The organism is Stenotrophomonas sp. STK16_22 (assembly GCF_051984505.1).
Classification (GTDB): Bacteria; Pseudomonadota; Gammaproteobacteria; order Xanthomonadales; family Xanthomonadaceae; genus Stenotrophomonas; species Stenotrophomonas maltophilia_A.
In genome coordinates, this window is sequence record NZ_CP196972.1 from 4,752,759 (window position 1) to 4,767,112 (window position 14,354).

At 69.0% G+C, this 14,354-nt stretch carries 8 protein-coding genes; 5 read left to right on the plus strand and 3 right to left on the minus strand.

What is annotated here, in order from left to right; all coding sequences use genetic code 11:
• Window positions 1-94: 94 nt before the first annotated feature.
• From ACSYAO_RS21910 to ACSYAO_RS21930, 5 genes are all read left to right on the plus strand, one after another.
• Window positions 95-304, plus strand: coding sequence for a DUF1656 domain-containing protein (locus ACSYAO_RS21910; protein WP_010487502.1), 210 nt, complete (start codon window positions 95-97; stop codon window positions 302-304).
• Complete coding sequence (locus tag ACSYAO_RS21915; protein WP_032973896.1) at window positions 301-1,218, plus strand: efflux RND transporter periplasmic adaptor subunit; 918 nt, start codon at window positions 301-303, stop codon at window positions 1,216-1,218. Before ACSYAO_RS21910 ends, ACSYAO_RS21915 begins: the two co-directional genes overlap by 4 nt.
• Window positions 1,215-2,675 (plus strand): efflux transporter outer membrane subunit, encoded by a 1,461-nt coding sequence (locus ACSYAO_RS21920; RefSeq protein ID WP_049462914.1) that lies wholly within the window; start codon window positions 1,215-1,217, stop codon window positions 2,673-2,675. The genes ACSYAO_RS21915 and ACSYAO_RS21920 overlap by 4 nt, the downstream gene beginning before the upstream one ends.
• Window positions 2,676-2,678: 3 nt before the next feature.
• On the plus strand, window positions 2,679-4,718 hold the full coding sequence (locus ACSYAO_RS21925) for an FUSC family protein (RefSeq protein WP_049462913.1): 2,040 nt from the start codon (window positions 2,679-2,681) through the stop codon (window positions 4,716-4,718).
• Between the two features lie 61 nt (window positions 4,719-4,779).
• Window positions 4,780-5,175 carry a hypothetical protein gene (locus tag ACSYAO_RS21930; protein ID WP_049462912.1) on the plus strand — a complete coding sequence of 132 codons (396 nt, stop codon included), beginning with the start codon at window positions 4,780-4,782 and terminating at the stop codon, window positions 5,173-5,175.
• A gap of 162 nt (window positions 5,176-5,337) precedes the next feature.
• Here ACSYAO_RS21930 and recD read toward each other — a convergent pair whose 3' ends face one another.
• The 3 genes from recD to recC are packed head-to-tail and all read right to left on the minus strand — an operon-like array spanning window position 5,338 to window position 14,239.
• The gene (gene recD, locus ACSYAO_RS21935) at window positions 5,338-7,218 is read right to left on the minus strand and encodes an exodeoxyribonuclease V subunit alpha (protein WP_049462911.1); all 1,881 of its coding nucleotides are present in this window, start codon (window positions 7,216-7,218) and stop codon (window positions 5,338-5,340) included.
• Entirely contained in the window at window positions 7,215-10,895 is a 3,681-nt protein-coding gene (gene recB, locus ACSYAO_RS21940; RefSeq protein ID WP_049462910.1) for an exodeoxyribonuclease V subunit beta, read from the minus strand. Before recB ends, recD begins: the two co-directional genes overlap by 4 nt.
• A complete protein-coding gene (gene recC / locus ACSYAO_RS21945) occupies window positions 10,892-14,239 on the minus strand; it encodes an exodeoxyribonuclease V subunit gamma (protein WP_049462909.1) in 3,348 nt (1,115 codons plus the stop codon). Before recC ends, recB begins: the two co-directional genes overlap by 4 nt.
• Window positions 14,240-14,354 lie beyond the last annotated feature (115 nt).

Below are 14,354 nucleotides of genomic sequence, written 5' to 3' on the forward strand. Positions count from 1 at the left end.
TACCGCCGCTGCCGTGCACACGCCAGCGGCTTTTGCCCGTTGCTGTTGTTTCGTTGTTCCTCCCCCTCCCCCACCTCGCCCCCGCCCCCTACCGATGCCCGGTGAATTCAGTCTCCACGGAGTGTTCGTCCCGACCCTGCTCGGGTTGATGTTGTTGGCCTATCTGGTCAACAGCGGCCTGCACGCGCTGCTGCAGCGTGCCGGCGCCTATCGCCATGTATGGCACCCGGCGCTGTTCAACCTGGCGCTGTACGGAATCGTGCTGGGCCTGCTGTTCCACCTCCTGCGTTGGATGCAATCGTGAACAAGATCGTGAAGAAGACCCTGCCGGTGCTGCTCACCAGCGCAGCCGTGATCGTCGCCCTGCTGGTGCTGCGCCAGCTGTGGGTCTATTACATGGATGAGCCGTGGACCCGCGATGCCCATGTCGGCGCCGACGTGGTGCAGGTGGCGCCGGACGTATCCGGGCTGGTGGAAACGGTGCAGGTGGCCGACAACCAGGCGGTGAAGAAGGGTGACCTGCTGTTCGTGGTCGACCGTGCCCGTTACCGCATCGCGCTGGAACAGGCCAAGGCCAGCCTGGGCGAGCGCCAGGCCTCGGTGGCACAGCTGCGCCGCGAGATCGGCCGTGACCGCAGCCTGCAGGACCTGGTCGCCGCCGAGGACGCCGAAGTGCGCCGCGCCAAGCTGCAGGCCGCACAGGCCGCGCTGGCCACCGCACAGGCCGCGGTCGACCTGGCCGAGCTCAACCTGGGGCGCACCGAGGTGCGCGCACCGGCCGATGGCCGGGTCAACGACCGCACCATGCGCGTGGGCGACTACGTGGTGGCCGGCAAGCCGGTGCTGGCGCTGCTGGATACGGGCTCGTTCCGCATCGATGGCTATTTCGAGGAAACCCGCCTGCGTGGCGTGGCCCCGGGGCAAGCCGTGGACATCCGCCTGATGGGCGAATCGACCCCGCTGCGTGGCCATGTCGAAAGCATCGCCGCCGGCATCGAGGACCGTTACCGCAGCAATGGCAGCACCCTGCTGCCGAACGTGACCCCGGCCTTCGACTGGGTGCGGCTGGCCCAGCGCATCCCGGTGCGCATCGCCATCGACGAGGTGCCCAAGGGCGTGGAACTGATCGCCGGCCGCACCGCCACGGTGACCGTGGACACCGGCCGCCATCCGCACAACGACAAGGCCGGCACCGCGCCGACACAGGCGGGCCTGTGAACGCCGCCCTGCCCCGTCTCGGCCTGATCGTCGCGCTGGCCAGCCTGGCCGCGTGCAGGACCGTCGGCCCGGACTATGCATTGCCGGAAGGTTCGGCGTTCAAGCGTCCGCAGGCCAATGCCGCCTTCATCGATACCCAGAACCCGCAGATCGCCGCCAACCAGGCGCTGCCCGACCGCTGGTGGTCGCTGTACAACGACCCGGTGCTGGATGGCCTGATCACCCAGGCGCTGCGTGACAACGTGGAACTGAAGGCCGCCGATGCGCACCTGCGCCGTGCCGCGGCGGTATACGAACAGGCGCTGGACGCCGGTGGCTTCGAGTATGAGGCCGAGGCCGGGATCAGCCGCGCACAGCTGTCGGCCGAATCGTTCCTGCAGGAGCACGAGCTGCCGGTGATCAACCTGGCCGATGGCAAGTTCGCGGTCAGTTACCAGTTCGATCTGTTCGGCAAGCTCAAGCGCGGCGCCGAAGCGGCCCGTGCCGACGAGCAGTCGGTCGCTGCGGCACGCGATCTGGCCCAGGTCAGCGTGGTCGCGCAGGTGGCCGACAGCTATCTGGAAATCTGCCACGCCAACCACGAACTGCACGTGGCCGAGCATTCGCTGCAGCTGCAGCAGCGCAGCCGCACGGTCACTGAGCGCCTGATCGCGGCCGGCCGCGGCACGCCGCCGGAACTGGCCCGCGCCAATGCCCAGGTGGCGCTGCTGGAAGCTGCACTCCCGCCGCTGCAGGCGCAGCGCTCGGCCGCCGCCTATTCGCTGGCCGCCCTGCTTGGACAGACCCCGGGCCAGCTGCCGGCCGGTGTAATCGACTGTGCACATGCCCCCAGCCTGGCGCAGCCGCTGCCGGTCGGTGATGGCCGTGCACTGCTGCAGCGTCGCCCGGACGTGCGCCAGGCCGAGCGCAAGCTGGCCTCGGCCACGGCGCGGATTGGTGTCGCCACCGCCGAGCTGTACCCGGACATCCGCCTGGGGGCCTCGCTCGGTGCCGCCGGCCTGCTGGAAGACTTCGGCACGCCGATGACCCAGCAGTGGTCGATCGGCCCGCTGATCTCGTGGACGCTGCCGTCCTCGGGCACCCACGCGCGCATCCACGCCGCCGAAGCCGGTGCCGATGCGGCCCTGGCCGAGTTCGACCACACCGTGCTGCAGGCGCTGCGCGAGACCCAGACCGCGCTGGATCGCTATGCGCAGGACCTGCGCCGGCTGCAGTCGCTGCGCACTGCGCAGGAGCAGGCCGCGCTGGCCGCCGAGCAGAACCGCCGGCTGTACCAGGGCGGCCGCACGCCGTACCTGTCCAGCCTGGATGCCGACCGCAGCCTGGCCACCAGCGATGCCACCCTGGCGGCCGCCGAAGCGCAGGTCTCGCGCGACCAGATCCACCTGTTCCTGGTGCTGGGTGGTGGCTGGCAGGCCAACGCCGCCGCGCCCAACGCCTCGACCGCAGCGAAGTAAGCCATGAACGCGCTGACCGACCGCCAGGCCTGGCTGTTCTCGATCAAGACCTACCTGGCCGCGGTGGCCGCGCTGTACATCGCCATGGCCGGCAACCTGTCGCGCCCGTACTGGGCGATGGGCACGGTGTACATCGTCAGCCAGCCGCTGCTGGGCCCAACCCGGGCCAAGGGCGTGTACCGCATCGTCGGCACCCTGGTGGCCGGCCTGGCCACCCTGCTGGTGCTGCCGGCGCTGGTGGAATCGCCGCTGGTGCTGAGCGCGGCGATGTCGATCTGGTTGGCCGGCTGCCTGTTCATGGCCCTGCTCAACCGCGGCCCGCGTGGCTACGCGTTCCTGCTGGCCGGTTACACGACGGCCTTCATCGGCTTCCCGGCGGTGACCTCGCCGGAAACCATCTTCGACACCGTGGTGGCGCGCAGCGAGGAGATCATCCTCGGCACGGTGGTCGCGGTACTGTTCGCCTCACTGCTGTTCCCGGCCTCGGTGCGTCCGATGCTGCGCGCGCGCATCGGCAACTGGATGGAGGACGCCGCGCAGTGGTGCCGGCAGATTCTTGAACGTGGCCGCGCGCATGCGCCGCGCAACCGGCTGGCCGCCGACCTGGTGCAGTTCGAGGCGCTGATCGAATTCCTGCGCCGCGATGATCCGCGCCATGCCGGTTCGGCGGTGTCGATGGAGCGCCTGCGCGAGCGCATGCTGCTGCTGTTGCCGGTGCTGTCGTCGATTGCCGACCGCCTGAGCGCGCTGCGCAGCGATGGCCAGGCCCTGCCGGAAGGGCTGCCGGCGCTGGTCGACGACATCCACGACTGGCTGGATGGGCCGACCAACGCCAGCGAGTACGCCCGCCTGCGCGCGCGCATCAGCGCACTGAAGCCGCAGGTGGACCGCGACCTGCAGCACCTGCAGCTGGCCAGCCTGCTGCTGCGCCTGGAGGAGCTGGTGGACCTGTGGCAGGACTGCCGCACCCTGCAGCACGCGATCGACCACGGCACCGCGCCGCTGGACCGCGCGCACTACCGCATCCGCACCGAACGCGTGGCCGCCGACAAGCACGTCGACTACGGCATGGCGCTGTTCTCCGCGCTCAGTGCCGGCGTGGCGCTGATGAGCTACTGCGTGCTGTGGATCGCGCTGGGTTGGGAAGGTGGTGGCAACGGCGCGATGATGGCCGCGGTGACCGCTGCATTCTTCGCTGCACAGGACGACCCGGCACCGAGCATGGTGTCGTTCCTGGTGTGGGCGATGGTCGCCTCGGTGGTGGCTGGCGTGTACCTGTTCGGCGTGTTCCCGGCGGTGCACGACTTCGGCCTGCTGGCATTGGTGCTGGCGGTGGCGTTCCTGCCGCTGGGCTTGATGCTGCACCACCCCAAGAGCGCATTGTTCGCGTTGCCGTTGACGGTGAACCTGGCCGCGCTGCTGAGCCTGCAGAACACCTACAGCGCCAACATCCAGACCTTCCTCAACTCGTCGATTGCGATGTTCATCGGCATTGGCTTTGCGGTGGTGATGACCCGCCTGTTCCGTTCGGTGGGTGCCGAGTGGACCGCACGCCGGCTGGTGCGGCAGGGCTGGACCACGCTGGCCGAGGCCGCCGAAGGCCGTGGCCAGCAGGACCGCCAGCGCTTCGCCGCACGCATGCTCGACCTGCTGGGCCTGCTCGCACCGCGCCTGGCAGCGACGCCCGAGGGCAGCGATATCGCCTCGGTGGACATGCTCAACGAGGCGCGCATCGGCCTGAACATCCTGCAGTTGCGTCGCGCACGGCTGGAACTGCCCGAGCGCAGCCGCGAAGCGGTCGAGCACATCCTCGAAGAAATCGCCGTGCATTACCGCCGTCAGATCGCCGCGCGCAAACCGATTGTGGCGGCCGAGGCGCTGCGCGAGCGGCTGGATACCTCGCTGGGCCGGGTCGGCAGCGTGGCCGCCTGCAAGGCGCGCGACGAGGCGCTGATGGGCTTGATCGGCCTGCGCTTCGCGCTGTTCCCGGAGGCGAAGGCGTTGGCGCCGGGGCTGGCGGATGCCAACACTGCATCGGCCTGATAATGAGCACTAGCGCCGGGCGACGCCCGGCAGCCTTTCACCACGCCCGCAGGACGGTTCAATGAGTTACGACATGATGGTGTTCGAGGCCAGCACCGCTCCACGTGAGGCGGCGGCCTTCATTGCCTGGTTCGAGAAGCAGACGCAGTGGAACGAGCGCCACGAGTACGACGACCCGGCGGTGAGCAGCCCGGCGCTGCAGGCGTGGTTTGCGGAGATGGCGCAGGAATTCCCGCCGTTGAACGGCCCATTGAGCAACGACGATGACGAACGTGCCGAGGTGACCGAGTACAGCATCGGTAGTCAGGTGATCTACGGCGCGTTCGCCTATTCGGTGGCCGAACGTGCGCACGGCCGCGTGCAGGACCTGGCCGAGAAGCACGGTGTGGGCTTCTTCGACGTGAGCGCTGATGAAGCGGCGATCGTTTTCCCCGATGGCCTGGTACTGATCGCGTAGATCCACGCAATGCGTGGATGAACCCCGAAGCGATCAGGACGCTCTTTTGTAGAGTCGAGCCATGCTCGACTCCATGGCCCATCAGCCGAGCATGGCTCGGCTCTACATTATTGCGGCGCAGTCGAGCATGGCTCGACTCTACAGGGGCGCATCGCGCCCGTTTCAGAACAACGTGCCCTGCACCGTGGGCTGTTCAATACGCGCCGGTGCTTCGGCCACTTCTTCCACACCCAGCCGCCAGGCCAGACCACCCAACCGGCTGGCATGGCGCTTCAACGCCGCCTGCAGCACGTCGGCGCTGCCGGCCACATGCAGCACCTGGCGGGCGCGGGTCAGGCCGGTATAGACCAGTTCGCGTGACAGCACGCGGCTGTCCTGGCGCGGCAGCTGCAACCACACTTCATCGAACTCCGAGCCCTGTGCCTTGTGCACGGTCATCGCGAAGGCGCTTTCGTGCGCGGGCAGTGCGGCCGGGTGGAAGGCGCGTGGCTGGTCGATGCTGTCTCCGGGGAACCAGGCCACCATCGCGCCGCTGCCATCGCGCAGGCAGATACCGATATCGCCGTTGAACAGGCGATGACGGTAGCTGTTCTCGGTGACCAGCAGCAGGCGACCCTGGAAGTAGCCGGGGGTGTTGCCGGCCAGCAGCTGTTCGATGCGGCTGTTGAGCCCGCGCGCGCCCTGCGGGCCTTCGCGCAGTGCGGTCAGCACGCGCAGGCGCCCGGCCTGCTGCAGGGCAAGCACTGGATCGGCCGCGTCGGCCAGTGCACGCCAGTGGCTCAGCAGGTGCTCGCGCTGGCCACGCAGCGGATCGGCTTCGCCTTCGTGGAAATGCACGCCGGCCAGTTCACCACTGCGCAGCAGCTGCAGCGCGGTGCTGCTGTCGCCCTCGCGCACGGCATGGGCCAGCGGTGCCAGGTCCAGCGCATCGCTCTGCCGGTAGCCGCGCTGCAGCTGCACGCGGCGCCCGGCGAAGGCGCGTGGTGCCGCCTGCGGCTGCAGCGTGGCCGGAAGCAGCAGATCATGCAGTGCCTGCGCGTCATCGGCGCGGGTGCCGATGCCATCACCGCTGGCACGCAGGATCGCGCTGAGCACATCACCGGCCTCGACCGACGGCAGCTGATCGGGATCGCCGAGCAGGATCAACCGGGTGCCGCTGGCGATTGCGTCGACCAGCTTGGCCATCATCGGCAGATCGATCATCGAGGCTTCGTCGACCACGACCACATCCACCGGCAGCGGATTGTCGGCGTGGTGGCGGAAGCGCGGTGAATCGGGAATCACGCCGAGCAGGCGATGCAGAGTGGTGCCGGTACTGGGCAGCGCCGTGCACAACGCCGGGTCCAGTCCTTGTTCCTGCAGCCGTTGCACGGCGACGCGAAGGCTCTCGGCCATGCGCTCGGCGGCACGCCCGGTGGGAGCGGCCAACGCCACCTCGGGCAGCGGCTGGCCAGCGTGCCGGGCCTGTGCGGCCAGCAGCAGCAACAGGCGCGCGATGGTGGTGGTCTTGCCGGTGCCGGGACCGCCGGTGACCAGCGCCAGCGGATGGCGCAGGGTCACGCCGGCAGCGCGTGCCTGGTGATCCTCGCTGCCCGATGCCTGCGGGAACAGCTGCGCGAACAACGGTGCCAGCGCGGCCATATCCGGCGCCGGCAGCGGATGCCGGCCGATGCGCTGCAGCCCAGCCGCCAGCTGACGCTCGTACTCGCGATAGCGGCGCAGGTAGAGCAGGCCGTTCTCCAACACCAGCGGCGCATCCTCGGCGATGGCGTCGGCCTGCTCCGGCGTCGCTACCCATGGCGATGCACGCAGCTGTGCCAGCCAGTCCTGTGCGGCAGGCCACTCGGGTACGCCTTCCAGCAACCGTTGCGGTTGTGCCGGATCGAATGCAGCGTGGCCTTGCGATACCGCCAGCGACGCAAGCGCAGCCGCCAGCGCCACGCTCTCGGGCGTGTCGTCGCGCAGCCGCTGCAGGCTGGTCGCCAGTGCATGGTCGAGGGTGCGCAGCAGGCCCTTCTGGTGCAGTTCCTTCAGCAGGCTCATGCACTGGCTCCACGGGCACGCGCAGCCAGTTCGGCCTGGGCCTGTTCGCCACCGGCGAACAACGCATCCAGGGCATCCACCAGCGCCAACGGGAAGCGGTCCACATGCACACCGTTGCCGGCGGCATCCAGGCCACGGCAGAACAGGTAGCGGATGCCGCCCATGTCGCGCTCGTAGTCGTAGGCCGCACCCAGGCGGAAACGCAGCCAGCGATGCAGGGCCACGGTGTAGATCAGCGCCTGCAGGTCGTACTCGCTGTGGCGCATGGCAATGGCCAGCAGGTCCGGGCTGTAACCAGGCAGGCGGTTGGACTTGTAGTCGAGCACGTACCAGCGCCCGTCGCGCACGTAGGTCAGGTCGATCATGCCGGTCATCAACCCTTCCAGGCGGCGGCGCTGGCCGAAGCCGCGTCGCGTGCTGGAAACACCGTGCGCATGCAGCACCTGCAGCAGCGCCGGCACCGTGGTCGGCTCGATGGCGAAATGGAAGTCGATTTCCGCGCGGCGCTCGCCTTCACCCAGGCTGTGCAGCGCGCCGCCTTCGGGCAGCGGCACGGTGAGCGTGTGGCCGACCAGCGGCACCAGCACCGCCACGCCATCATCCAGGTCGACGTCGGCATAGCCTTCGTCGTGCAGCGCCTTGCGCAGTACCTCGGCCTGTCCCTCAGGGGCTTGCAGACCTGGCTGCCAGTCACCCCATGCGGCGAAGTCGACGTTCTCCATCGCCTCGTGCAGCACATTGCCGAAGCGACTGCCCATGAAGCGCGGGTCGATCGGTGTGCTGTCTTCGGCCGCCGCGGCGGGTTCCGGCAACGCCGGTTCCAGTGGCAGTTCCGGGCCAGCGGGTTCGTCGGCAGCGGGCGCCGGCAGCTCGGTGGCGGCGGCTTCGATATCACTGCCCGCGCCGGCATCGGCGTGGGCCAGCTGGGTGAAGCTGTACACCCACCAGTCGTGCGGGACGCGCCGGGTCAGGGCACGCACCGCCGGAAGGTCGCCTTCCACTTCGGCCGCCAGCTGCGGCAGCGCGGCCGCTGCCTCACTGTCATCGATGTGCACATCGGCGCGCGCGCGCAGCGCCTGCAGGTCACCCAGCAGCGGCGCCAGCCGCGTCTTGCCGAGCCCGGCCAGATCACCCACGGCGATCCACAGCGCATGCTCGGCACGGGTCAGTCCCACATACAGCAGGCGTGCATCCTCGGCGCGCTGCTCGCGCTCGCGCTGGGCACTGGCCGCTTCCCAGGCTTCGTCCTTGTCCAGCTTCCAGTGCAGCTGGCGCTGGCCATCCACATGCACCGTGCAGTGCGACGCCGTGTTCGGCGCGCCGCCGTCGATGCCGACGAACGGCAGGAACACCAGCGGGTACTCCAGGCCCTTGCTCTTGTGCAGGGTGATGATCTGCACGCGGCGCGCATCCGATTCCAGGCGCAGCAGCTGCTGCTCGTCATCCTGGTCGGCGCTGGCCATCTGCCCCTGCAGCCAGTCCAGCAGGCCATGCATGCCCAGCGCCTGCGCCGAGGCTTCCTGCAGCAGTTCACCCAGCTGCAGGTAATTGGTCAGGCGGCGCTCGCCATCGATCAGCGCCAGCAAGCGTTCGCCCTGTGCAGCACAGACGTCGGCGATCACTGCGAACGGTCCGCCGCGCTGCCAGCGCTCACGCCAGTTCAGCAGCTGTGCCTGGAACTCGCGTTGCAGGTCGCCCTCGCGCTCCATCGCGGCGATCGCACTGGCCCGCTGGCCAAGCAGCACGGTGGCCAGCACCGCACGCAGGCGGCCTTCGTCGGCCGGTTGCAGCAGCGCCAGCAGCAGCGCGCGCAGATCACGCGCTTCGGGGGTGGCGAACAGGCTCTGCTTGCCGGCCGCCACGGCGGGAATGCCGACCGCGGCCAGCGCGCGCTGCACCAGCGTCGCCTCGCGATGCGAGCGCACCAGCACCGCGATGTCACCGGGCTGCACCGGGCGCCCACGCAACACGGCATTGCCCGCACGCGCCTCGACCAGGATCTGGTGAATCGCAGCCACGCAGGCCTGGGTCGCGGCATCACGCGAGGCGTCCGCACTCATCGCCTTGTCACCGCCACTGCGCAGCACGCGTAGGGTGAGTGCCGCGGCGGCATGGCCATCACGCTGGTAGTCCTCGTCGATGCGCACGCCACCGGGCCGCACCGGCTCGAACTGGATGTCGCGTTCGAGGAAGGCGTCTTCGCCACCGTTGTCGTACAGCGCCTGCAACGCGCGCAACACAGCCGGTCGCGAGCGGAAGTTCTGGTCCAGCACCGGCGCCTGCTGCGCCACCTGCTTGGCCTTCAGGTAGGTGTGGATGTCACCGCCGCGGAAACCGTAGATCGCCTGCTTGGGGTCGCCGATCAGGAACAGTGCCGGCGCCAGGCCGAGTTCGCGCACCTCCGGCGAATCGCCGAACACGGTGTGGAAGATGCCCCACTGGCGATCGTCGGTGTCCTGGAACTCATCGACCAGCGCGATGCGGTACTGCGCACGCAGTTGTTTCACCAGTGTCAGCCGTTGCGGGCCTTCCAGCGCCACCGCCACGCCATCGATCAGATCGTCGTAGGTCTGTACCCGGCGCGTGCGCTTCAGCGCCTGCAGGCGTTGCATGGCTTCGGCGCGAAGCGCGTGCAGGAAGTTCAACGCGGTACCACGCAACCAGGCATCGCGTTCGGCCAGCAGCGCGACATAGCGCGCCAACGGCGCCTGCAATGGCGACGATGGCGTGCGGTCGGGGAATTTCTTGTTGGTCTTGTCGGCCAGCACCTCCGGCAGCAGTGCCGGCAGGCGCTCGCTGACCAGCAGCTCGCGCGGGTCGCCGCGCTCGGCCCAGGCCAGCATCTGCCGGCCCAGCGGATGCAGCCAGCCCAGCTTGTAGGACACGCCGTTGAGCCACTTGTTGTCGACCGCATCGCAGAGATCGATGAAGAACTGCTCGCCATGCTCGCGCACGCTTGCGGACAGTGCTTCCGCCGCACTGTGCAGGGCCGGGTGTGGATCGGCCAGTGCCACCGGCTGTGGCAACGGGTGCAGTGGCGGCGTGCCCAGCAGCGCGCGCAGATCAGCGGCCAATGCATCCGGGTTGGACCACAGCCAGGTCAGCGGTTCCAGCGTGGCCGGGTCATTGGCATGCACGCGCCATAGATCAGCGGCCAGCTCCTCCAGCAGTTCACGATCGCTGGCCAGCAGTTCCGGCGGATCAAAGGTGTGGCCGCTTTCCAGCGCATGCTCGCGCAGCACGCGGGTGCAGAAGCCGTGGATGGTGAAGATGGATGCCAGGTCGATCTCGTCGGCAGCCACCTGCAGGCGGCGTTTCAGTGCGACCGCGCTCTCGGTTCCGCCCTGTAGATGACGCTGCAGCACGTCGCGGGTCAATCTCGCGTCGGGTGCTTCACCCTCGGCCGGTTCCAGATCGACCAGGCGCGCGGCCAGCGCCAGGCGCTCACGGATGCGCTTGCGCAGTTCCTGGGTGGCCGCATCGGTGAAGGTCACCGCCAGGATCTGGCCGATACGCAGGCCCTGCTCCACCACCAGTCGGGTGAACAACGTGGCCAGGGTGAAGGTCTTGCCGGTGCCTGCGCTGGCTTCAATCAGGCGGATGCCGTCCAGCGGCAGGGCCAGGTAAGGATCGCCCGCCATACGCTGGGTTTCCTGATCGGCGATGGCGGTGTTCATGCGTTGCCCTCCTGGCGTGCTTCGGTACCGAGAGTGCGGCCTTCGCGCACCGCGCTGAAGACCACCTGGCTGTTGCGCAGCAGCTCGGCATAGCTGGCATCGGTGGCGAACGGGTCGGCACCGCGCAGCAGCAGCTGCCAGGCGTCGCTGCTGGATTCGCCCCAACTGCGGTCACTGCCATGCCACTGCTTCCAGCCTTCGCTGCGCTGTTTTTCTGCCGGTGCGTTGTACAGCACCCAGCCGGTATACGGGGCAAAGCGCAGCGGCTCACGCAGGCCGCGCTGGCGCAATTGCAGCAGCGCACGCAGCGCGGCGCGTGCAGCGGGGGCGCTCAGTGCTGGCAGCACATGCGGGCCGGGACCGGCGTCACCGCCATCGTGGAACTGCACCAGCGGCAACGCATCGCCGGCGGCGTTGGCCAGCAGCCAGTCCAGGCCCTGGCGGATCACTGCATTGCCATTGAGCGTGCCGACCCGCAGGCGCACCAGCCCTTCGGGATGCCGATCAGCCACGCGGCCGTGCAGGCGCACGCCGTCGATGTCCACTTCGTAGCGACGGCTTTCCAGCGGTTCGCCCTGCATCCAGCCCAGCAACGCACTGGCATACGGACGGGTCTTCAACTGCTCCACCTCGAACTGGCGCTCGCCCAATGGGCCCGACGGCAGCAGGCCACGCGCGCGCAGCCGCGGGTACAACGGCTCGGTATCGCCGCTGAGCGTGGCGCGCACCACCGCCGCCTGTACGCTGCGCTTCTCCGGGCCGCGCGATGACAGCACCAGCGGTTCCAGGTCATCGACCTCCTCGATATCGTCGGCCAGGCGCAGGCCCAGCGACTGCGCGAGGAACTGCCCGGCCGGATCGCACAGGAAACGGCGCAGGGTATCGAGTGCGACGTCGTCCTCCACCGCATCGTCGAGCGGCGGTGGCAGCGGTGCGTCGAACCACGGCTGCAGTCCACCGCGCTGGCCAGTGAGGCGACCGGCCGCCGGATGCCACTGGCGGCGATAGCTGAAGCGACGCGGATCGCCATCACCAAACGCCGCCGGTGAGAACGGCTGCAGTGCGTGGCGCACGGTGAAGTCGCGGACCGCCGCAGGCCGATCGAGGTGATACGCAGCGGCGGCATCGATCAGTTCACTGACCAGCACCGACGGCTCGCGCACGCTGCCATCGCGCGGATCGGCACCGAGGTAGCTGAGGTAGAACACCTCCTGCGCGGCGGCGAACAGCTGCAGGAACAGGAAACGGTCGTCCTCGCGGGTGGAGCGGTCGCCCGGCCGGCGGCGCGGCGTGTCCAGTTCGGCGGTGAGCTGGTTGAGACCGGCCGCCGGGTCACGGCGCGGGAAATCGCCATCATTGAGGCCCAGCACGCAGATCACCCGGAATGGCAGCAGTCGCATCGGCACCATGCGGCCGAAACTGATGCCACCGGTCAGCAGCGGTGCGCGCGTATCGGCCTCGCCCAGCGCGCCGGCGAAGTGCGCACGTACCACCTCCGGCGGCACGCCTTCCGCGAAGCCGGCCTTGGCAGCATCCTCGGCGAACTGGTTGAGCAGCTTGCGCAGGCGCTCCAGGGCACGCTGGCTGTTGGGTGAACTCGGCGCGGTGGGCAGCAGTGCATCCAGCAACGACAGCAGGCGCTGTCGCCACTGCGCCGGGGTCAGCAGCTCACCGAGGCGACGCTGATAGACCGCCAGCACGCGCAACAGGCGCAGCAGCCGGTCCAGCGCGTCCAGTGCACCACCTTCCAGTTCGATCCACGGTGCGACACCGGCCAGGTCGGCCTCGCTGCCGGTGGCATGGCCGAGCACCAGGCGGTCCAGTGCGAACTGCCAGGTGTAGGCGTCGTCCGCCGGCGCCTGGTGCTGGTGGCGGTGCTTCGCATCCAGGCCCCAGCGTGCACCGGCCTGCTGCAGCCAGCCATGCAGGCGGTCGAAGTCCACCGCTTCCAGCCCGGCCGCTTCGGCCAGCGGCGCGCTGGCCAGCAGGTCCAGCACTTCATTCAGGCCAAAGCGCGAGACCGGCAGGCCCAGCAGGTGCACGAACACATCAGCCAGCGGTTCACCGGCCAGCGGGCTGCTGTCGGCCAGCGCATAGGGGATGTGCTCCTCCTCGCCACCACGGCCGCCGAACACCGCTTCCAGGTACGGCACGTAGGGATCGATGTCCGGCGCCAGCACCGCGATCTCGCGCGCCTGCAGCGGCGGGTCGAAGCGCGGGTCCTGCAGCAGGCTGCGCAGCTGGTCGTGCAGCACCTGCAACTCGCGCAGGCGGGTGTGGCAGGCGTGCACCTGCAGGCTGGGGTCGTCGCTGCGCAGGCCGTCGCGCAGCTCGCCCGAGGGCAGCGCGCGGCGGTGGAACAGATCGCGCTGCAGGCGATGCAGCAGGCTGTCGGACAGGCCGCCTTCGTCCAGGGTCGGCCGGGTGTCGTCCTCCGGATCGGAATAGGCGGCGATTTCGCCGGCCGGGTGCACCACCTCGTAACTGCCCAGCACCGCCATGAAGTCGCGCCCGGCCGCGCCCCAGGCTTCCAGCAGGCGGTTTTCGCCGGCTGCTTCGCCGAAGGGATCGGGCGCGCCGCTGCGCAGGCGCTCGGCCAGGGTCTGCAGATCGCCCCAGTACGACTGCACCGGGGTGGGCATATAGAAATGCAGCTCGCCAACACGTGCCTGGGTGGCCATCACCCGCAGCACATCGGGCGAGATGTTGAGCGTCGCGAACGCAGACATGCGCGGTGGCAAGCCCTTCGGCAAGGGTTGGCCGGCCCCTTCGAAGCGGTCCAGGTATTCCTGGATGCGGCGCGCGCGGTAGTCGTGGCCGTGGGTGATGGTGCGCCACAGGATCGCCTGCGGATCGGACGGATCGGCACCGGCCGCCCAGCGCAGCAGCCAGTCGCGGCGCCACGCCTGGTACTTCTCGAACACCGAGGCCAGCTCGCCAGCCAGCGCCCACGGCTTCAATGCGTCATCGCCGGCAAGATAGGACTGCAGCGCGCGCATCGGGGGCTGCGCCAGCAGTACCGGGTCACGCAGTGCCTGGTACAGCTTCCAGTGCAGGCCGGCCGCGTCCAGGTCGTCCTGCTCGCCGCTGACGTTGGCCTTCAGCGCGCGCGCCACGAACTCACCCGGGGTGAGGAATTCGAGGTTCGCAGCCACACCGAACTCGGCGGCCAGTGTCGCTTGCAGCCAACGCCGCATTGCTACCTGCGGGATCAGCACCACTTCCGGTGCCAGCAGCGGCTGGCCAGGAACGGGCGCACGCACATTGCGCGCCAGCAGCGCGGCCAGCACGTCCAGGGAGTTGGAATGGTAGAGGCGGAAATCGCTGCCTGGGTCACTCATCATGCACAGTGTGCAGGACAGCAGGCAGTATTCAATGGTTGGGCCGCGAGCGGTACGGATTGTTCCGGGACGCCAGGCGATTGTCCCGGCCTCCGCCGAGGCTTGTCGTGCAACAATA

Excerpts from the sequence above, each read along its gene's own strand:
- ACSYAO_RS21910 (WP_010487502.1), top strand. The coding sequence starts at position 95 with ATGCCCGGTGAATTCAGTCTCCACGGAGTGTTCGTCCCGACCCTGCTC.
- ACSYAO_RS21925 (WP_049462913.1), top strand. The coding sequence starts at position 2,679 with ATGAACGCGCTGACCGACCGCCAGGCCTGGCTGTTCTCGATCAAGACC.
- ACSYAO_RS21930 (WP_049462912.1), top strand. The coding sequence starts at position 4,780 with ATGAGTTACGACATGATGGTGTTCGAGGCCAGCACCGCTCCACGTGAG.
- recD (WP_049462911.1), bottom strand. The coding sequence starts at position 7,218 with ATGAGCCTGCTGAAGGAACTGCACCAGAAGGGCCTGCTGCGCACCCTC.
- recB (WP_049462910.1), bottom strand. The coding sequence starts at position 10,895 with ATGAACACCGCCATCGCCGATCAGGAAACCCAGCGTATGGCGGGCGAT.
- recC (WP_049462909.1), bottom strand. The coding sequence starts at position 14,239 with ATGATGAGTGACCCAGGCAGCGATTTCCGCCTCTACCATTCCAACTCC.